We start from the raw sequence: 18,138 nt of genomic DNA, 5'->3' as shown, positions 1-18,138 counted from the left end.
ATCAGCTGTCACCGGTAGAGTTTGAAAAGCGTTACGCAATGAGCTTGCAAGGTGTCTAGAGAATCCGGGGCGATTCAACCTGCCTCGCCAGCTTCGCATTGAATTTCTTACGATTCACTTCGTCCCCGAATTCCCCAAGCGCTTTGTCAATACGTTGCCAATACGCTCTATCGACGCCAGGGTTGTCGGACCACTCGGCAATTAGCTCTCGAAGTCCTACACAGAATCCATGGATGTTGTCATCAGTGATGAAATCCCGAAGCAGCTTCGAATCTCGCTCAACGATGAACGAGACGCTGAAGGCCACTGGGCAGTTGAGGTAGGAAATCAGTCCTTCCGAAGCCTGACGTGTCTTCTTCAGGTCTTTGGGCGCAACGTTCGCGATGTACTCTGAAAAATTTTTGTCAGTGTCGTGCTTAAGCGTGATGACAAATGAAAAGCTGTCGTTGGCCTTCTCCGTGTTGCCTACACAGTAATCGGAATAGATGTTCCATGGGGCGTCTGCCGCGTACTGCTTAAACCACGCCTGCATATCGCTGTTGAGCGAAGGGCTGTTGTCTATAAGCAGCTTGAGTAGATCGAACATGCGCTTCCCTGTTGGCATCTGAAAGTGCCATTGTATCAGCGTCAACGGGGAGGGGCGCAGTCAGCAAAGCTTGAAGTGGACCCAGGAAGCGCTCATCTTTCGACTTGCCTTCCTGATACCAGTCACCGCCCCAGTGAACAGCAATACCCATGGCATCTGCTGCAGCTTGCACTTATCCAGCTAGCGCTTGTGAGCGCAAAAAGTCGGTCCAGTCGAGTGGAGGTCCGGTTGCAGGCATTCCTGAATGACTTGGGCTTTGAAAGGTTTCGGATAAGAGCTTCGCTGGTGCATGGAAATCCCGGCATTAAAGGCGATACCGTCCGCTTAAAACGCGGACACCATCGCCCTTAATGTTGGAGTTCGGAAGGTGAGTTTGCCTGACGCTTACGTTATGAGGTAAGCATTGATCGAATCTGCACGCTACCAAGCTGTTAATGCCCTTCGCTTAGCGACTTATTTGCATCTGGCATCCAGTGGGTCTGATTGAAATTTATCGCCGCCCGCTGTTCGTGCCAGGCAAATCGTGTTCGACGCGTAATTTGGCGCGAATCGGCACTGGATGATGTCTTCCTAGGCCTCAAGATCGACGGAGGAGGACAGTTCATTGAGCGCTGCTGCATTATTTTTGAACGCTGCTGCAAACACTGCACGATTTTTTGCCATGTAGATGCTTGCGTCCTCAGCCTGCTTTTCCGTCAGTCCAGCGACGTTCTTCATCAACACTTCAGTAAGGAGCTCCGCAAGCTCAAGCATTTGATCATGTGCATCTGCGAGTTTTCGGTCCACGAACGTAGTCTCCAAATCGCGGGTACTGCGGTAAAGGATTTCAACAGCCATTTTGACCTCTTCGTATTGTCCTGCGTGAAAAGGGTGAGCATGAGTGCGACGCTTCATGCCCGCCTAGAAATGATCCCGAAATTCGCTCACTGTTAGCTTTTCCACGCTAACTAGGCACAGATCGACATAACTTCTAGGCACGATTTGGTTAGAATCTGATTAACTCATGAAGCCATGGCCTGACGTTTATCATTGATTTTTATGATATTCATTGATGGACTCGCTAGAGGGTAATGCCTAACTGGGCACCCGGTGGATCCACAAAACCATGAACAAACGCTCCAGATCTCGGCTGCTGCGGTATACCACTTCGACGGCCATTCACCACCTCACATGCCTTCACGATAGTTGTCTATTGCGACTACTGTATTTATATACAGCTAAAGGTTAAGCCAAACCGTGGGGTTTGGGTAGCAGTTTTTTAATGTAGCCCGAAAAGCCAGGTTTGCAGTGCCTCATATCACCCCGCCATCATCTTATAGCTGCCGCTGGCCTTTTTTCTGCATGCAGAACAACCGTCACGTTCAACTCGCATTATCCGGTCGAGCCGACCTAAGGAAGCATCATCGTGAAAATCAACTGGGCTGAAAGGCTGCGCCAGAACGTCCATGGGCTGGCCGAATCCCTGGGCAACCTGTTTGTCGAGACATTCCATTACCTGGCGTTGTTTGCCATTGGTGCGGTGACCGCCTGGGCGGCGGTGATGGAGTTTCTCGGGATGTTGGAGAACGGGCATATCAAGATCGATGACATCTTGCTGCTGTTCATCTACCTGGAATTGGGCGCGATGGTCGGGATCTATTTCAAGACCAACCACATGCCGGTGCGTTTCCTGATCTACGTGGCGATCACTGCGCTGACGCGCCTGTTGATCTCCAACGTATCGCACCACAACCCGCCGGACATCGGCATCATCTACCTGTGCGGCGGTATTCTGCTATTGGCGTTTTCGATCATGGTCGTTCGATATGCCTCGTCTGCATTCCCGTCGGTGAAGGTTGAAGGCCCGCGTCGCAAAGGCGAAACGAGCCAGGAAACCGAGAAGGGCGAACTCTAGAGCCCGACGCTGAAGGGCAGGGGACGGGCGGGCGGGCGCTGCAGGAGTTTGTGGCTGTCACCGTCCGTCATCATCGCCAGGATCTCCATGGCGCTATGGCCCTGCTCTATGGCAATGCCGAATTGAATGCTTTGCACCAGCCGCTTGAGCCGCTGCGGATCGTTGCGTTGTTCGGCACTGATCATGCGTTTGGCCACCACGCCCGTTTCGTTCGAGAGGGTGAGCATGATGCTGCCGTCGAGCCGTTGGATGCTCAGGTTGACGCGGTAATCGGGGCTGAAAGTGTCCGTGATGATCTGAAAAGGATTGTCCATGGTGCGTTACCGCCTGATAGGAACATGCAGTCATTGACGACCGGTGTCGGGAATAGTTCGCGTTGCCTGACCACCGGCCACTCCGTCGCTGAGGTTTTACAAAATCCGTTTACCTCATGAGCTGTACAGCAAAGGGCGTGCCGTACAGCGATCTGACAAACAATGCGGTCCTTATGTGGGAGGGGGCTTGCTCCCGATAGCAGTGCATCCGCCAAGTATTTATTGGCTGACACACCGCTCATCGGGAGCAAGCCCCCTCCCACAGTCATCTCGGGGTGTCTTTGAGAGCGGTGACCTGTTTCAGGGCAGTACCGAGAAAACGATCGCCGAAAGCGCAATCAACCCGATCACCACCACAAACCCATTCGACAACTGGCCCGAATACTGGCGCAGAGAGGGTACGCGGCGTATCGCGTACATCGGCATCAGGAACAACAGGCAAGCTATGATCGGTCCGCCCATGGTTTCGATCATGCTCAGGATGCTGGGGTTGAAGGTCGCCACGGCCCAGCAGGTCAGTACCATGAACACTGCGGTGCAACGTTCCAGCGCCTTGGACGACATCGAACGGTTACGCCCGCGCAAGGATTTGACGATCAGGCCCTGGAAGCCTTCACTGGCACCGATGTAGTGGCCCAGGAAGGATTTGGTGATCGCCACCAGCGCAATCAACGGCGCGGCGTAGGCGATGACCGGCGTTTGGAAATGGTTGGCCAGGTACGACAGGATCGAAATGTTCTGCGCCTTGGCGGCCGCCAGGTCGGCCGGCGACAGAGCCAGCACGCAGCTGAAGCAGAAGAACATCACTGTCAGCACCATCATGCCGTGGGCGGTGGCGAGAATCCCGCCGCTTTTGCGCTCGGCCTGGGCGCCATAGACGCGCTTTTGATCGACGGCAAACGCGGAAATGATCGGTGAGTGGTTGAAGGAAAACACCATCACCGGAATCGCCAGCCACAGGGTCTTGAAGAACAGCGGCATTGGCATGCCATCCCCGGCCGAGGCGAAAAACGCGCCGTTCCAGTTGGGGATCAGGCTGAACGCGAGCAGCAACAGCGCGGCGACAAAGGGGTACACCAGCACGCTCATGGCTTTGACGATCACGCCTTGGCCGCAGCGCACAATGGCCATCAGGCCGAGGATCAGCACCAGTGACAGGACTGCCCGGGGGGGTGGCGTCAGGTGCAACTGGTGCTCCATGAAGCTGCCAAGGGTGTTGGTCAGCGCCACGCTGTACACCAGCAAAATCGGGAAAATCGCAAAGAAATACAGCAGGGTGATCAGCTTGCCCGCGCCGACGCCGAAATGTTCTTCGACAACTTCGGTGATGTCGCCGGATTTGCCCGACAACACAAAGCGCGTCAGCCCACGGTGGGCGAAGAAGGTCATCGGGAACGCCAGCAGCGCCAGCACGATCAGCGGCCAGAAGCCGCCGACGCCGGCGTTGATCGGCAGGAACAAGGTGCCCGCGCCGATGGCGGTGCCGTAAAGGCCGAGCATCCAGGTGGTGTCGTGTTGCGTCCAGCCGCTGGTCACGGTTGTTTCTACGGCAGGGTTTTCTACGGCAGGTGTACGTACATCGGTCATCGATATTGCCTCGTTATTATTTTTGCGCGGGCTCACGTTGGGGCGGGTAGCAGTGCTCCGATCAGCACTCCACCCAGCTGACCGCCAGGCCGCCCCGTGAAGTTTCTTTGTATTTGTCATGCATATCGGCACCGGTATCGCGCATGGTGCGGATCACCCGGTCGAGGGAGATGAAGTGTTTGCCGTCGCCGCGCAGGGCCATTTGCGTGGCGTTGATCGCCTTCACGGCGGCGATGGCGTTGCGCTCGATACAGGGTACTTGCACCAGGCCACCGACCGGGTCGCAGGTCAGGCCCAGGTTATGCTCCAGGCCGATTTCGGCGGCGTTTTCCAGTTGCTCGGGGGTGGCGCCGAGGATCTCGGCCAACCCGGCGGCGGCCATGGCGCAGGCTGAGCCGACTTCGCCCTGGCAGCCGACTTCGGCGCCCGAGATCGAGGCGTTTTTCTTGCACAGAATGCCGACAGCGGCGGCGGCCAGGAAGAAATTGACCACATCGTCGTCAGACGCGTTGGCATTGAACTTCATGTAGTAATGCAACACCGCCGGGATGATCCCCGCCGCGCCATTGGTCGGCGCCGTGACCATGCGCCCGCCGGCGGCGTTTTCTTCGTTGACGGCGAGGGCGAATAGGTTGACCCATTCCATCGCGGACAGGGTCGAGGTGATGACATTCGGTTTGCCGATTTCCAGCAGGTTGCGGTGCAATTTCGCGGCGCGACGCGGCACATCCAGGCCACCCGGCAAAATGCCTTCGTCGCGCAGGCCCTGTTCTACGCATTCGCGCATTACCGACCAGATACGCAGCAGGCCGCTGCGGATGGCTTCGTCGCTGCGCCACGCCCGTTCATTGGCCATCATCAGTTCCGAAACCCGCAGGCCGTGCTTGTTGCACAGGGCCAGCAGTTCGACCGCGCTGGAAAAGTCGTAGGGCAATTGCACATCGCTGGTCGGTGCAGTGCCCGAAGCCGCTTCAGCCGCGTCGATGATGAAGCCGCCGCCCACCGAATAATAGGTTTGCTCGCTCAGCAGGCCGGTTTCACCGTAGGCGTGCAGCGACATGGCATTGGGGTGATAAGGCAGGCTTTCGTCCAGCAGCAGGAGATCGCAGTGCCAATTGAAGGCAATGTCCTGGGTGCCGGCGAGCAGCAGCCGGCCGGACTCGCGCAACTGTTGGATGCGCGCGTTGATCGAGGTCGGGTCGACCTGGTCGGGCCATTCGCCCATCAGGCCCATGACACAGGCGCGGTCGGTGGCGTGGCCCACGCCGGTGGCGGACAGCGAGCCGTACAGGCGCACTTCGACCCGGCGCGTGGGGCTCAGTAACTGTTGGTCGACCAGTGCCTGGGCGAAGCTTGCCGCTGCCCGCATGGGGCCGACGGTGTGAGAGCTGGAAGGGCCGATACCGACTTTGAATAGATCGAAAACACTGATAGCCATGCTAAAGCCTTACAAGCAATGGAGTAGGAATCGCTGCCATTTTTGTAGGCCGAGCGCAATTGGCGCGATACTGATCCTCTGGATCGGCACTGACCAACGAATTATCCTAAGAAACCCTTTAGCAGGACTAAACGCTATGACCCGCCCCCTCCATGGTCAGACCTACGTCTGGTTGCACGTGTTTTCCTGTGCGGCACGGCATCTGTCGTTCACTCGCTGCGCTGAAGAACTGCACATCACGCCGGGGGCGGTGAGCCAGCAGATCCGGCAGTTGGAGGAGCGCTTGGGTTTTCGACTGTTCCATCGCCGGGCGCGTGGGGTTGAACTCAGTGCCGAGGGCCAGCGGTTGGCGACGACGGTCGGGGAGGCTTACGGCAGCATCGATGCCGAGTTGCAGCGCTTGGACGCGGGCATGATCAGCGGCACCTTGCGCCTGCGTTCGATTCCATCATTTCTGGGCAAGTGGCTGACCCCACGTCTGCCGCGTTTACAGCAACGCTTCCCGGATATTCAACTGCGCATGGTCGCCGAAGACAGCAGCATTGCCTTGCACGAGGGCGACTTTGACTTGGCGATCGACCTCAACGACGGCAGCTATCCAGGCTTGTTATCCACAGCCCTGCTGGACGAGCAGATATTCCCGGTGTGCGCGCCGAGCCTGTTGCGCGGCCGTCCGCCGTTACACGGACCGGCGGATCTGGCGCATTTCCCGTTGCTGCACGACATCACGGCCTGGCGTGGGAGTTATGAGTACGCCGAGTGGGAGTTTTACCTGAATGCCATCGGCTACCACCTCGCCGATGTGCGACGTGGGCACACCTTCAACCGTAACCACCTGACCATCGAAGCCGCCATCGCGGGCATGGGCGTGGCGATTGCGCGGCGCACGTTGCTCAATGACGAGCTGGAGCGCGGCACCTTGATCGTGCCCTTCGGTGTCGCCGTGCCCAACCACAAACGCTACGTGCTGCTGTATGCGCCGGGTGCGTTGAGCCATCCGGGCGTGCGTGCGGTGCATGATTGGCTGGTGGAGGAGGCCGAGGTTTTTCGCGGATTGCACCCGTTGGGAGAGGGGCAATTGTGAGGTTCGCAAGGTGTAGGAAGATTTAACTAACTCCCCACCCTAACAGCGTTTTTGCTCGTAGTCAGACTTAATTTGTAATGTGGGATTTATCTTTGCAAAGGGGTTGAAATGTTTCGCTGACTGCTCAATTGTGTCATCAAGAGGTCATGGTTTCACCGCACCGGTGTTGCAGTTGTGACCTCCCGCGAGCTAGCTGAAATAAGGGAAGAACTATGCAAATCCAAGTCAATAGCGATAACCATATTGAAAGCAGCATCCGACTGGAGGAGTGGGTACGTACGACCATTGAGAGCACGCTTGATCGTTATGAAGAACACCTGACCCGCGTTGAGGTTTACCTGCGCGATGAGAACGGCGACAAGCCCGGCCCCCATGATTTGAGTTGCCGGCTGGAAGCCCGGCCAAAGGGGCATCAACCGATCTCGGTCTGCGATAAAGCCGATACGCTGGAGCAGGCGATCGATGGTGCAGCCATCAAGCTTGAACATGCGTTGGAGCACCTGTTCGGCAAACTGCAAGGCAAGCCACGCGCTGCCGGGAAAAGTCTGCCGGCCAACAAAGTCGACGAGGGTGCGCTCGAAGCAGAGTTCGAAGAAAACTTGCAGGCAGCGATTAACAGCTGACCGCTCTTTCTCCCTAGCCAAACGGGCCTGCAGATGCAGGCCCGTTTTCGTTTAACGGCTGCGGAAAAAATACCGGCTCAAGAGTGCCAGGCCGCCAGCACCGATACCGGCGAAGAGCATCGCCCAACCGGCGCCATGGCGCAGCGCCGCCTGGGCGTCCGTCACGGTCAGCCCCGGCACGTCCAGCTTGCCCGCGGCAAGATGCTGGCTGATCGCCGGCCAGTCTGCTGCTGTGGATTCGGGCAGCAAGCTGGCCAGTTGATGACTGATCCCGAGCAGCAACACCAGCCCCATCAGCGCGATATTGAGCGCCAGGGTAATCAGCCGTGCACTGAGATCGATACCCGACGCCATGCCGGCACGGTCGGCCGAGACCGAGCCGGTGGTGGTGTTGGTGGTCGGCGAATTGGTCAGCGCCAAACCCGTGCCCGCGATGACGCAACTGCACAGCACCAGCACGATACTGGGTTGCTCGGTACCGTTGACCAGGGCCATGGCGATAAACCCGGCGCCCATCAAACCCAGGCCCACGGGGATGATCCGCTCCGCGCCATAGCGCAGGGCCAGGCGTTCAGCCAGCGGCGGCACCAGCAAGGTCGGCAACGTGTAGGCCAGCAGGGCGCCGCCGGTGGTCAGGGTGTCGTAGCCCAGGCCCGCCTGGAAATAGAGCGGCAAGTAGATCATGAACGGCCAGAAGCTGAAATTCATCCCGACCGAGCCCATCAACGCGCCGTTGAAACGCTGGATGCGGAACACCGAGAAGTCGAACATCGGATGCTCGCTGCGCCGCTCGATGACTACGAACAACAGCAACCCGATCAACGACAGACCAGCCCAAGCGAGCATGGCCGGTGCGCCGAAGCCGTGCTCGCTGCCTTGGGTGATGAAGTACACCAGCGCAAATACCGACAGCGTCAAGGTGAGCATGCCGGCGATGTCCAGACGATGACCCGCCGGGTCCCGCGATTCCTGCACGCTGACCCGCAGCAACACCAGGGTCAGCAGGGTCAGCGGCACATGCACCAGGAACACCCAGCGCCAATCCGCGATCGCCAGGATCAAGGCCCCCACCATGGGCCCGAAGCCCAGGCCCAGGCCCGCAATCACGCCCCATACCGCGAAGGCCCGCGCACGCGCCGCCGGCTCCCGGAACTGGTGCGAAAGAATGGCGAACTGACAAATCATCATTGCGCCGGCTCCCACACCTTGGACAAAACGCGCCGCGATCAGCATGGGCGCCGTATCGGCCAGCCCACAGGCCAGCGAAGCCAGGCCGAACAGCCACAAGCACAACACCAGCATGCGCCGTCGGCCAAAGCGATCGGCCAGGGTGCCCGCTGCCATCAGCACGCTGGTACAGGCCAGGGTGTAGGCGTTCATGATCCATTGGGCATCCTGGAAGCCTGTGCCCAATTGTTGTTCGAGGGTGGGCAGGATGACCGGCACGCTGGAGATTTCCAGGCCGAACATCAGTGCAACGAGGCACACAGCGGTGAGGGCGAGGCCATCTCTGGCGGTCCGTGGGGCGCTGACGGCCGATACAGCGGCGGCGGGCGGCATGGGCAATTCCTTTGGATTGAATGAGGGTTTATTCTCGCGGGAACAGGATTCTTTATTCGTGATAAGTTTTCCCTGGATAGGGGATTCAGGAGCAACAATAAAACCATGGCCACTCCACGTTTCGACGGCGTTGAACTGTTTCTGCAAATCGTCGAGAGCGGCAGCCTGACCGAAGCCGCCGAACGTCTGAACCTCACGCGCTCTGCCGTGGGCAAGGGCCTGGCGCGGCTGGAGGCGCGCTTGGGCACGTGCCTGTTGCAGCGCTCTACGCGTCGCCAGCGTCTGACGGAAGATGGGCAGGCCTATCACGAGCATTGCCTGCGTGCACTGGCCGAACTGGAAGCTGCCGAGTCGGTGCTCGAAAGCGGCCGACAACAGCCGCGTGGGCGTCTACGCGCAAGCTTGCCATTGGCGTTCGGCCACCATTATGCGGCGCCTGCCTTGTGGGGCTTGATGGACCTTTACCCGCAATTGGAGATCGAGATTTCATTCTCTGACCGGCTCACGGACCTGGTGCAGGAAGGTTTCGACGTCGCCGTGCGCATCGGCCCGTTACCGGACACCGACCGTCTGAGCGCGCGCCGCCTGGGTGAGCAGTCGGTCGGGTTGGCCGCTTCGCCGGCGTACTTGCAGCGTGTCGGGCCGATTGACTGTATTGATGACCTCGCCGGTCACCGAGGCATTGCCTACCGTTGCAATACGTCCTTTCGCGCTGGGGTGGCATCGATGTTGATGCTCGACGACCTCCAGGCCGTGGCCGATGCCGCGATTGCGGGCGTCGGCCTGGCCTGGTTGCCGAGCTGGTTGATTGCGCATTACGTGCTGCGTGGGCAGTTGGAAGCAGTGTTGCCGAACCACCGCGCCCAGCCTGCGCCGATCCATGTGATCTGGCCGACGGCTGCGCATATGCCCGCCAAGGTGCGCTGCGCCATCGACGCCTTGGTGGCGGGCACCCCCAGCTGCCTGGCGGGCAGTTAGAACGCGATGGAGGTTTGCACGTAGACCGTGCGCGGCTCGCCGACGTATTTGCCCTTGTTGTTGTCGTCGAACGAACGGGTGTAGTACTGCTTGTTGAAGATGTTTTTCACACCGACCGCCACGTTCAGGTCTGACAACTGCGGGCCGAAGTCATACGCCGCGCGGCTGCTGAACAGCATGTAGCCGGGGATGCGTCCGTTGGCGCCGTCGGCACTTTCCGCCCGGGTATTGGCGTTATCGGCGAACTGGCTGCTCTGGTAGCTGCTGTCCAGGTTGAGCTTCCAAGGGCCTTCGGTGTAACCCACGCCCAGGGTGCCTTTGTGCTTGGACGAAAACGGTACGCGGTTGCCTTTGTTCGGGCCGTCTTCGCGGATGGTCGCATCGACGTAGGCGTAGGTGGCGTAGACATCAAAGCCTGTGAGCGCCGGGCTCAACGCATCGAGGGCGTAGTTGATGCTCGATTCGATGCCCTGATGGCGCGTTTCGCCCCGGGCGATCACGGTGTCGTTGGTCTGGTTGCTGTCGTACTGGTTGTCGAAGTTGATCAGAAACGCGCCGATTTCCGCACGCAGGTTGCCATTGTCATAACGGGTACCCAGTTCCCAGGTACGGGCTTTTTCCGGCTTCACTTCGCCGCTGGCTACGCGGTTGGGCATCTGGCTGTATTGCACGCTGCCGAACGAGCCTTCGGTGTTGGCGTAGAGGTTCCAGTCTTCGGTGAGGTGGTAGAGCACGTTCAACGCCGGCAGTGCGGTGTTGTAGTCGCCCTTGTATTTGACGTTGGTCAGGTTGTTGGTTTGCTGGGACTCGATCATCTCGTAGCGCACGCCCGGCGTGATGGTCCACTTGCCGATGTCGATGCGGTCATCGACGAACAACGCATTGGCCTCGGTGGCGCCACGCGTGTCGCGGTCGTTGCGGCTGTTGGTATCGGGCATTTGCTGGTTGGCGGTGATCGGCGTGCGATAGCGCATTTCGTGACCGGCTTCGCTGATGTAGCGGTAGCCGATGCCGACCTCATGGCGGCTGGGGCCGAGGTCGAAGCCCTGGGCGAATCGGGTCTCCAGGCCGCGTACCCAGTATTCGCGGGGCGACAGTGAAAGGAAGTTGCCCTGGTCAAGGTAGCCGTTACGCAAGGTGGTGGTGAAGAACGTGTTGGCGGTGAACTCGCGGCGGTCTTCCTGGTAGCGATAACCGGCGTTGAACATCGTACGGCGGCCCCAGAATTTGTCGTAGGGGCGGGTGGACTGGTACGGGTCCGCCTTGTAGTCCTTTACGTTCAAGCCGCCGGGCATATCGGCCTGGCCTTCGTAGTACTGAGCCATGGTATTGAAGCTGTTGGCGTCGTCGAGCTGGTAATTGCCCTTGAGAATCAGGTCGTCGATGCGCGTGTTGCTGTTTTCGCGCCAGTCGCCGCCACGGGTGCCGGAATACAGAATCGCGCCGCCCAGGCCGTTGTCGGCCGTGCCGCCGGCCAGCAGGTTGCCGCTGGTCTTGAAGCCATCGTGGCTGGAAGACGGGCTGGTCTCGGTCTGCAAGCCACCTTTGACCGTCGGTGCGTCCGGGATAGCGCGGGTCACGAAGTTGACGATGCCGCCGACGTTTTGCGGGCCATAACGCACGGCGCCGCCACCGCGTACCACGTCCACTGCATCCATGTTGCCCATGCTGATCGGGGCGAATGACAGCTGGGGTTGGCCATACGGTGCGAAGGGCACCGGAATGCCATCCATCAACACCGTGGAGCGCGAGGCCAGCCGTGGGTTGAGGCCGCGAATACCGAAGTTCAGCGCCATGTCATGGCTGCCGGTGCCGTTGTTTTCCGGAGCGTTGACGCCGGGGATGCGGTTGAGCACGTCACGGGCCTGGGTCGCGCCCTGGCGTTCGAATGCTTCGCGGCGGATCACGTCACGGGCGCCGGGGTGTTCGAACACGTTGGTTTGCTGCGCATCGCCGAGCCAGTCGCCGACGACATTGGAGGTTTGCAGTTCGACCGTCGTGGGGGCGTTGGCCGGTTGCAGGCTATAGGCATTGTTGCCCTCGGCGCGGGCTTGCAGGCCGGTGCCTTCCAGCAGTTTTTGCAAGCCGTCGGCGGCACCGTAGTTGCCGGATAAACCCCGGCTTTGCATGCCGGCCGTCAGCTCGGAGCCGAAGGAAATCAGCACACCCGCTTCTCGCCCGAATTGGTTCAGGGCCGCTTCCAGCGAAGCCGGTGCGATGTGATAGGGCTTGGCATCGGCCGCCATCACCTGGGGCAGCACGGCGAAACTGAGGCTGGCGCCGAGCAGGAGTTGGCGCAGGGCGCGGGCGAGAGGCGTGGGTTGCTGGAGCATAAAGGGCGGTCCTGAGAAGGAAGGATCAAAGTGGCTTTCCTTCTCTGTCACGCGAGGGCTGGAAAACGGCTCACGGTTGTCGGAAATATTTTCAGGCGCGTGCCTGCACGCTCACCCAGTAACGCGTGAAGCGGCGAACCTTGACCGGCAGGCTGACTTCCAGCAGATCGAGAATGCGTTCGCTGTCGTCCAGCGGATAACTGCCGGACAGCAACAGGTTGGCCACCTGCGGGTCGCAATTGAGCTGACCGCGGCGGTAGCGTCCCAGCTCGGTGAGGAAGTCTTCCAGGCGCATATGCGCAGCCATCAGCATGCCATCGGCCCAGGCGCCGCTGTTGGCGTCGACGGGGCGCGGGGTGTCCCAGCCTTTGCGAGTGAAATTCACCTGGCGGCTGGCTTCGACGATCAGTGGCAGGCCGCTGTAGTGGTCGGGCATGACCTCGACGTGGCCGTCGAGTACCGCCAGTTGGGTGTGGTCGTTGAACTGGCGCACATTCAAGCGCGCCGCCTGGCTGCTGAGCAGGCCCTGGCCGGTCAGCACACGCAGGGGCGAATGACCCGCCCGGGCCGTCAGCAGCATTTCGCCGTCGAGCAGGCGGATCGAGCGCTGCCGGCCATCTATGTGCACATCCACCGCGCTGCCGGTGTTGAGCTGCAACTGGCTGCCGTCGGCCAACTGCACCTTGCGACGCTGGCCTACGGGGCTGCGATAGTCGGCACTCAGCGCCGGCAGAATGTGTTGCTGGCGCAGGCCCCAGGCCGCCGCCGAGCCCGCGCCGAGGATCAGCAGCAACTTCAGCGCCTGGCGCCGGCTGTTGGACTTCGGCGCGTTCAACGCCGCATGGGCCAGGGGCGAAGGCATGCCGCGCAGGCGCTGGTTGACGCGTTGCATATGCTCCCAGGCGCGCTGATGCTCGCTGTGGGCCGCCAGCCACTGTTGCCAGGCCGCATGCTGGCGCGGGTTGAGGCCACTTTGCTGCATTTCCATCAGCCAGTGCACGGCCTGCTCGGCGACGTGGGTCGAGAAGTTCATAGGGCAAAGTAGCAACGCATGGCTGCTTTATTCAGGTGGCGTTTGACGGTGGCAATCGAGATGCCCAGTTCCGCGCCGATTTGCGCGTAGGTCAGGCCGTCGAGCTGGGCCAGCAGGAAGGCGCGTTTGACTTGAAGCGGCAGGCCGTTGAGCAGTTGGTCCAGCTCGAGCAGGGTTTGCAGGAGGATGGCGCGTTCTTCTTCCGAAGGCGCTACGTGCTCGGGCAGTTGCGCCAAGGCGTCAAGGTAGGCGCGTTCCAGGTCCTGGCGACGGTAGTAGTTGAACAGGACACGCTTGGCCACGGTGGTAAGGAAGGCGCGGGGTTCGATCAGGGTTGGGGTTTCCCGTGCGGTCAGCACCCGGATAAAGGTGTCTTGCGCCAGGTCCGCGGCACTTTCAGGGCAGCCGAGCTTGCGTCGCAACCAGCCTGTGAGCCAGTGGTGATGGTCGTGGTACAGGACTTCGACGGTGTTGGACGGCTGCAACGCGATCACTCCACGAACATTGGTGTGCGTCAGAGAACAAGAATTGTTCGCATTGTAGGTTGCATGACAACGTTGGGCAATCCTGCAGCTCGATAAAGGACGCAGGTGATTCATCCGTTCTCTTTTGCTTATGAGAATATTTATCATTAATATCGCGCACTGATGATCCTGGCGCCTCCCGCATGCACAGCACAACCTCACTGTCCGCTTCCTACCGACTGGCCGCGACGTCGCGTGTCGTAGTGGCGCCCGTGATTCTGTTGGCGGTGCTGTGTTGGCGGATGCTGCCATGAGGGTCGGCACCCCACCGGAATCCCAGGACCACCCGCACACCGATGCGGCCGGTGGGCGTGCGCATTTCTTGCAGGTGTTCTTGTCCCAGCGCTCGCAGATGGAAGCGTTGGTCAGCCGCCGCGTGGGTTGCCGTGCCACGGCGGCCGACCTGGTGCAGGACCTGTTCCTGCGTTTCTGGCGCCGGCCGCTGGTGCAAGTCGAAGAACTCAGCACCTACCTGTTGCGCTGCGCGGGCAACATTGCCATCGACCATTTGCGCAGCGAAAGCGCGCGGGTGCGCAGCAGCGAAGGCTGGTTGCCGGAGCAGCAGGACTACCAAGGCTGCGAACCCCAGGCGGCACTCGAAGCGGGCAATGATTTGCGCCATGTCGAAGCCGCTTTGCGCAGTTTGCCGGAGCGCACTCGGCAGATTTTCCTGCTTAACCGCATCCATGGCCGCAAGTATGCGCAGATCGCCCAGGCCATGGGCTTGTCCCAAAGTGCCGTGGAAAAACATATGATGCGTGCCCTCGAAGCCTGCAAGGCCAGCCTTCGAGAACCGCCGCCTCCACGCACGCCAGGGAAAGCACCGTGAACGTCACCCCCACACCCGCTCAGGAGCAGGCCGCGCTCGACTGGTTGAGCCTGTTGCACGACCAGCCCAGCAGTGGCGACCAGGCGACCTTCAGCCGGTGGTTGCGCGCCGACCCGGCGCACGTCGAGGCCTACTCCCAGGCGCAAGTGCTGTGGGAACTGAGTGAAGTGCCGGCACGTAAACTGGCGGCTGAAGAGGCGCTGGCCCTGCAGGGCTACCTCAATGCGATGAACACCCCCAAGCGCTCACGGTTGGTGCGCTGGTCCGGTGCACTGGCGATAGCCGCGAGCCTTCTGTTGATGGTGTGCATGGGCGCAGGCTGGCAGCCGTCGCGTTGGGTCGATGATTTGGGCGCCGACTATGTGACGGCGCCCGGTGAGGTGAGGACCGTCACCCTGGCCGATCAATCCCAAGTGACCCTGGATGCCGACAGTGCCATTGCCGTGGATTTCAGCCAGGGCGAGCGCCATATCCAATTGCGTCGCGGCGCCGGTTTTTTCAGCGTGACTCACACCGGCCAACCCTTTGTAGTGGGCGCCGACAGCGGTGAAGCGCGGGTGCTGGGCACGCAGTTCGAGGTGCGCCTGCAACCGGCGGGTGCCCAGGTGACGGTGCTTTCCGGGCGGGTCGCAGTGACGCCGTCCAGGCAGGGCCAGCAACAGATTCTGACGGCAGGCCAGCAAGTGGCCTACGCCGACGGTGTCGCCGAACCCATGCACCCGGTCGACAGCGAATCACGCCTGGCCTGGCGTGACGGTTGGCTCAACTACTACAAGGCGCCCTTGGCCGATGTGGTCAAGGATCTGGGGCGTTACTACCCCGGGCGCATTCTGTTGCTCAACGACGAGATGGCCGGCAAACGTGTGAGTGGCAGCTTTCCGAGCAAAGACCCGCAAGCCGTGTTGAATGCCTTGCAGGCGGTGCTGGGGTTTGAGCAGCACGAGATTCTTGGCCGGATGATTGTATTGCGTTAGTCACACGTAAGATAAAAGCGCCGCAGAACCCCATGTGGGAGGGGGCTTGCTCCCGATGGCGGTGAATCAGCCAGAACAGCTGGCGCTGACACACTGCAATCGGGAGCAAGCCCCCTCCCACATGGAGTTCTGCGGTGTTTTGTCGAGTGGATTACTTCAGCGCGGCCATGATCGCGTCCGGGTTGTAGTCACGGATCAACGTGCCGTTCACGTCCACAAACGGAATTCCGCCACCTCCCAACGCTTCATATGCCTTGCGCGCTTGGGCGTCCTTCTCGATGTCGAAGGCCTGGTAGGGGATGCCTTTCTGGTCCAGGAAGCGGCGGGTCTGCTTGCAGTAGCCACACCACTCGGTGGAGTAGAGCACCACGCGCGCCGAGGCGCGTACCGGCTCCGAAACCACCTGCGAGGGGTTGAACACCCGCTCGATCTTGCCCCAGTTCTGGATTACAACCACCACCAGCAACACCAGCAAGACTTTCTTCAACACCCCGCCGAGCATCAGTTGCGGCGCTTGAGCTGGTCGGTCAGTTGGGTTGGCAGGCCCTTGATGATCAAGGTGCCGGCGGCTTCGTCGTACTCGATCTTGTCGCCCAGCAGGTGCGCCTCGAAACTGATGGACAAGCCTTCGGCGCGGCCGGTGAAACGGCGGAACTGGTTGAGGGTGCGCTTATCCGCCGGGATTTCCGGCGACAGGCCGTAGTCCTTGTTGCGGATATGGTCGTAGAACGCTTTTGGCCGATCTTCATCGATCAAGCCCGACAGTTCTTCCAGGCCCATGGGTTCACCGAGCTTGGCCTGGCTGCTGGCGTAATCCACCAATGTCTTGGTTTTCTCGCGGGCGGATTCGTCCGGCAGGTCTTCGCTTTCGACGAAGTCGCTGAACGCCTTGAGCAAGGTGCGGGTCTCGCCCGGCCCGTCGACGCCTTCCTGGCAACCGATGAAGTCGCGGAAGTACTCCGAGACCTTCTTGCCGTTCTTGCCCTTGATAAACGAGATGTACTGCTTGGATTGCTTGTTGTTCTGCCACTCGGACACATTGATCCGCGCTGCCAGGTGCAACTGGCCAAGGTCGAGGTGGCGCGACGGGGTCACGTCCAGCTCGTCGGTCACCGCCACGCCTTCACTGTGGTGCAGCAGGGCGATGGCCAGGTAATCGGTCATGCCTTGCTGGTAGTGCGCAAACAGCACGTGGCCGCCGGTGGAGAGGTTGGACTCCTCCATCAGCTTTTGCAGGTGTTCGACCGCCATCCGGCTGAAACGGGTGAAATCCTGGGCACCGTCGAAATATTCCTTCAACCAGCCGCTGAACGGGTGCGCGCCGGACTCGGCATGGAAGAACCCCCAGGCCTTGCCTTGTTTGGCGTTGTAGCTCTCGTTGAGGTCGGCAAGCATATTCTCGATGGCGGCGGATTCGGACAGCTCCGTATCGCGGGCGTGAAGAACTGCGGGTGTGCCGTCGGGTTTTTTGTCGATCAGGTGGACGATGCAATGACGGATCGGCATAGGCTTCTCGGCTGGTTGAAGGGGAGCCGGTGGCCTCCCCGAAAAGTCGCTCAGTGTACCGCACCCATTGGTCAAGACACGCCTGGAAGGCTATTTTGGATGCTCTCTGACGGGGCATATGCCTTTTTTTCACGGTTTAGAGCGATAAAGCTGACCAAATGGCTAGGTAGAGGCGGATATTTCCCCGTCTCTGTGCTAGTTTTGCCCCGTCTTACGCCAAGTCTCGGCGTTAAGCGTGCATTCAGCATCTGTCAGGTCGAACCAATCCCCGTTTCAAGCATCTATAACCCCGATCTCCGCGGTTATTAAGCCTGGGGTGCCAGGCCTAGACGGTCGGGCTCGATGGCTGACACTGCACTCTGCAATCCATATGAATTTGATAGGGAAGGAACACCACAATGGCTATTACTAAAGACCAACTGATCGCTGACCTGGCTGAAGCAGTAGACGCACCGAAAACTACCGTGCGCGCTCTGCTGGACCAACTGAGCCAAGTTGTTGCTGATCAGCTGGAAAACGGCGGCGAAATCACTCTGCCAGGCGTTGGCAAACTGAAAGTGACCGAGCGTCCTGCCCGTACTGGCCGTAACCCTTCGACTGGCGCTGCCATCGAAATCGCTGCCAAGAAAGTTATCAAGCTGGTTGTGGCCAAAGGCCTGACCGACGCTGTTAACAAGTAAGACGCAGCAAAAAAAACCGTGCTCCGGAGCGATCCGGGCACGGTTTTTTATTGCCTGCGATTTGCCTTGTAGTGAGCGGGCTTGCCCGAGCTGGGTGGCGAAGCCGCCCTAAACCGGCAATTGTGGTCAGGCTGGAGAAATGCAGTGTCTGGAATGGGGCTGCTTCGCAGCCCAGCGCGGGCAAGCCCGCTCACT

The 18,138-nt window shown here is 60.1% G+C and carries 18 protein-coding genes; 7 read left to right on the top strand and 11 right to left on the bottom strand.

Going from position 1 to position 18,138, the window contains the following annotated elements; translation table 11 throughout:
- Positions 1 to 55 precede the first annotated feature (55 nt).
- Together ACQRBT_RS04015 and ACQRBT_RS04010 are read right to left on the bottom strand one after the other, a co-directional pair.
- A complete protein-coding gene (locus ACQRBT_RS04015; RefSeq protein ID WP_412047718.1) occupies positions 56 to 586 on the bottom strand; it encodes a hypothetical protein in 531 nt (176 codons plus the stop codon).
- A 570-nt stretch (positions 587 to 1,156) separates the two neighbouring features.
- Positions 1,157 to 1,423, bottom strand: a complete 267-nt coding sequence (locus tag ACQRBT_RS04010; RefSeq protein ID WP_060755006.1) for a YebG family protein — start codon at positions 1,421 to 1,423, stop codon at positions 1,157 to 1,159.
- 568 nt (positions 1,424 to 1,991) lie between these two features.
- Here ACQRBT_RS04010 and ACQRBT_RS04005 point away from each other — a divergent pair.
- Entirely contained in the window at positions 1,992 to 2,480 is a 489-nt protein-coding gene (locus ACQRBT_RS04005) for a phosphate-starvation-inducible protein PsiE (protein ID WP_104995591.1), read from the top strand.
- Here the strand turns inward: ACQRBT_RS04005 and ACQRBT_RS04000 are convergent.
- The 3 genes from ACQRBT_RS04000 to ACQRBT_RS03990 form a co-directional block, all read right to left on the bottom strand.
- A complete protein-coding gene (locus tag ACQRBT_RS04000; protein ID WP_090366587.1) occupies positions 2,477 to 2,794 on the bottom strand; it encodes a DUF3509 domain-containing protein in 318 nt (105 codons plus the stop codon). The two genes, ACQRBT_RS04005 and ACQRBT_RS04000, sit on opposite strands and share 4 nt — an antisense overlap.
- Before the next feature lie 300 nt (positions 2,795 to 3,094).
- Positions 3,095 to 4,381, bottom strand: coding sequence for a serine/threonine transporter (locus ACQRBT_RS03995; RefSeq protein ID WP_412047719.1), 1,287 nt, complete (start codon positions 4,379 to 4,381; stop codon positions 3,095 to 3,097).
- A 61-nt stretch (positions 4,382 to 4,442) separates the two neighbouring features.
- Positions 4,443 to 5,819 (bottom strand): L-serine ammonia-lyase, encoded by a 1,377-nt coding sequence (locus ACQRBT_RS03990; protein WP_412047720.1) that lies wholly within the window; start codon positions 5,817 to 5,819, stop codon positions 4,443 to 4,445.
- Between the two features lie 136 nt (positions 5,820 to 5,955).
- Here ACQRBT_RS03990 and ACQRBT_RS03985 point away from each other — a divergent pair, with 136 nt between their 5' ends.
- A complete protein-coding gene (locus tag ACQRBT_RS03985; RefSeq protein WP_060755001.1) occupies positions 5,956 to 6,903 on the top strand; it encodes a LysR substrate-binding domain-containing protein in 948 nt (315 codons plus the stop codon).
- 212 nt (positions 6,904 to 7,115) lie between these two features.
- Positions 7,116 to 7,526, top strand: a complete 411-nt coding sequence (locus ACQRBT_RS03980) for an HPF/RaiA family ribosome-associated protein (protein ID WP_060755000.1) — start codon at positions 7,116 to 7,118, stop codon at positions 7,524 to 7,526.
- Between the two features lie 51 nt (positions 7,527 to 7,577).
- On the opposite strand, the gene ACQRBT_RS03975 is transcribed toward ACQRBT_RS03980, so the two are convergent.
- Positions 7,578 to 9,086 carry an MFS transporter gene (locus ACQRBT_RS03975; protein ID WP_412047721.1) on the bottom strand — a complete coding sequence of 503 codons (1,509 nt, stop codon included), beginning with the start codon at positions 9,084 to 9,086 and terminating at the stop codon, positions 7,578 to 7,580.
- Positions 9,087 to 9,191: 105 nt separating this feature from the next.
- Between ACQRBT_RS03975 and ACQRBT_RS03970 the strand changes: the two genes are divergently transcribed.
- A complete protein-coding gene (locus ACQRBT_RS03970) occupies positions 9,192 to 10,064 on the top strand; it encodes a LysR family transcriptional regulator (protein WP_060754998.1) in 873 nt (290 codons plus the stop codon).
- On the opposite strand, the gene fecA is transcribed toward ACQRBT_RS03970, so the two are convergent.
- The 3 genes from fecA to ACQRBT_RS03955 all read right to left on the bottom strand — a co-directional run bounded on the left by fecA (position 10,061) and on the right by ACQRBT_RS03955 (position 13,915).
- A complete protein-coding gene (fecA, locus tag ACQRBT_RS03965; RefSeq protein WP_412047722.1) occupies positions 10,061 to 12,397 on the bottom strand; it encodes a TonB-dependent Fe(3+) dicitrate receptor FecA in 2,337 nt (778 codons plus the stop codon). The two genes, ACQRBT_RS03970 and fecA, sit on opposite strands and share 4 nt — an antisense overlap.
- Positions 12,398 to 12,488: 91 nt before the next feature.
- The gene (locus tag ACQRBT_RS03960; RefSeq protein WP_412047723.1) at positions 12,489 to 13,430 is read right to left on the bottom strand and encodes a FecR domain-containing protein; all 942 of its coding nucleotides are present in this window, start codon (positions 13,428 to 13,430) and stop codon (positions 12,489 to 12,491) included.
- On the bottom strand, positions 13,427 to 13,915 hold the full coding sequence (locus ACQRBT_RS03955; RefSeq protein ID WP_104996207.1) for a sigma-70 family RNA polymerase sigma factor: 489 nt from the start codon (positions 13,913 to 13,915) through the stop codon (positions 13,427 to 13,429). Before ACQRBT_RS03955 ends, ACQRBT_RS03960 begins: the two co-directional genes overlap by 4 nt.
- A 289-nt stretch (positions 13,916 to 14,204) precedes the next feature.
- On the opposite strand from ACQRBT_RS03955, the gene ACQRBT_RS03950 reads away from it, so the two are divergent.
- Both ACQRBT_RS03950 and ACQRBT_RS03945 read left to right on the top strand, forming a co-directional pair.
- The gene (locus tag ACQRBT_RS03950) at positions 14,205 to 14,783 is read left to right on the top strand and encodes an RNA polymerase sigma factor (RefSeq protein WP_412047724.1); all 579 of its coding nucleotides are present in this window, start codon (positions 14,205 to 14,207) and stop codon (positions 14,781 to 14,783) included.
- Positions 14,780 to 15,757, top strand: a complete 978-nt coding sequence (locus ACQRBT_RS03945) for a FecR family protein (RefSeq protein WP_244697627.1) — start codon at positions 14,780 to 14,782, stop codon at positions 15,755 to 15,757. The genes ACQRBT_RS03950 and ACQRBT_RS03945 overlap by 4 nt, the downstream gene beginning before the upstream one ends.
- Before the next feature lie 151 nt (positions 15,758 to 15,908).
- Here ACQRBT_RS03945 and ACQRBT_RS03940 read toward each other — a convergent pair whose 3' ends face one another.
- Together ACQRBT_RS03940 and yejK are read right to left on the bottom strand one after the other, a co-directional pair.
- Entirely contained in the window at positions 15,909 to 16,259 is a 351-nt protein-coding gene (locus ACQRBT_RS03940) for a glutaredoxin family protein (RefSeq protein ID WP_412047725.1), read from the bottom strand.
- The gene (gene yejK, locus ACQRBT_RS03935) at positions 16,259 to 17,263 is read right to left on the bottom strand and encodes a nucleoid-associated protein YejK (RefSeq protein WP_090366571.1); all 1,005 of its coding nucleotides are present in this window, start codon (positions 17,261 to 17,263) and stop codon (positions 16,259 to 16,261) included. The genes ACQRBT_RS03940 and yejK overlap by 1 nt, the downstream gene beginning before the upstream one ends.
- A gap of 398 nt (positions 17,264 to 17,661) precedes the next feature.
- Here yejK and ACQRBT_RS03930 point away from each other — a divergent pair, with 398 nt between their 5' ends.
- Positions 17,662 to 17,943 carry an HU family DNA-binding protein gene (locus ACQRBT_RS03930; RefSeq protein ID WP_003188840.1) on the top strand — a complete coding sequence of 94 codons (282 nt, stop codon included), beginning with the start codon at positions 17,662 to 17,664 and terminating at the stop codon, positions 17,941 to 17,943.
- Positions 17,944 to 18,138: the final 195 nt, after the last annotated feature.

This window comes from Pseudomonas sp. R19M (genome assembly GCF_050312585.1).
Classification (GTDB): domain Bacteria; phylum Pseudomonadota; class Gammaproteobacteria; order Pseudomonadales; family Pseudomonadaceae; genus Aquipseudomonas; species Aquipseudomonas palleroniana.
This window is presented reverse-complemented; position numbering and strand designations above follow the sequence as displayed.

Bases quoted from the DNA above. Each gene is read 5' to 3' on its own strand.
- ACQRBT_RS03995 (WP_412047719.1), bottom strand. From the start codon at position 4,381: ATGACCGATGTACGTACACCTGCCGTAGAAAACCCTGCCGTAGAAACA.
- yejK (WP_090366571.1), bottom strand. From the start codon at position 17,263: ATGCCGATCCGTCATTGCATCGTCCACCTGATCGACAAAAAACCCGAC.
- ACQRBT_RS03950 (WP_412047724.1), top strand. From the start codon at position 14,205: ATGAGGGTCGGCACCCCACCGGAATCCCAGGACCACCCGCACACCGAT.
- fecA (WP_412047722.1), bottom strand. From the start codon at position 12,397: ATGCTCCAGCAACCCACGCCTCTCGCCCGCGCCCTGCGCCAACTCCTG.
- ACQRBT_RS03930 (WP_003188840.1), top strand. From the start codon at position 17,662: ATGGCTATTACTAAAGACCAACTGATCGCTGACCTGGCTGAAGCAGTA.
- ACQRBT_RS04000 (WP_090366587.1), bottom strand. From the start codon at position 2,794: ATGGACAATCCTTTTCAGATCATCACGGACACTTTCAGCCCCGATTAC.
- ACQRBT_RS04015 (WP_412047718.1), bottom strand. From the start codon at position 586: ATGTTCGATCTACTCAAGCTGCTTATAGACAACAGCCCTTCGCTCAAC.
- ACQRBT_RS03970 (WP_060754998.1), top strand. From the start codon at position 9,192: ATGGCCACTCCACGTTTCGACGGCGTTGAACTGTTTCTGCAAATCGTC.
- ACQRBT_RS03960 (WP_412047723.1), bottom strand. From the start codon at position 13,430: ATGAACTTCTCGACCCACGTCGCCGAGCAGGCCGTGCACTGGCTGATG.
- ACQRBT_RS03980 (WP_060755000.1), top strand. From the start codon at position 7,116: ATGCAAATCCAAGTCAATAGCGATAACCATATTGAAAGCAGCATCCGA.
- ACQRBT_RS03985 (WP_060755001.1), top strand. From the start codon at position 5,956: ATGACCCGCCCCCTCCATGGTCAGACCTACGTCTGGTTGCACGTGTTT.
- ACQRBT_RS03940 (WP_412047725.1), bottom strand. From the start codon at position 16,259: ATGCTCGGCGGGGTGTTGAAGAAAGTCTTGCTGGTGTTGCTGGTGGTG.
- ACQRBT_RS03990 (WP_412047720.1), bottom strand. From the start codon at position 5,819: ATGGCTATCAGTGTTTTCGATCTATTCAAAGTCGGTATCGGCCCTTCC.
- ACQRBT_RS04010 (WP_060755006.1), bottom strand. From the start codon at position 1,423: ATGGCTGTTGAAATCCTTTACCGCAGTACCCGCGATTTGGAGACTACG.
- ACQRBT_RS03975 (WP_412047721.1), bottom strand. From the start codon at position 9,086: ATGCCGCCCGCCGCCGCTGTATCGGCCGTCAGCGCCCCACGGACCGCC.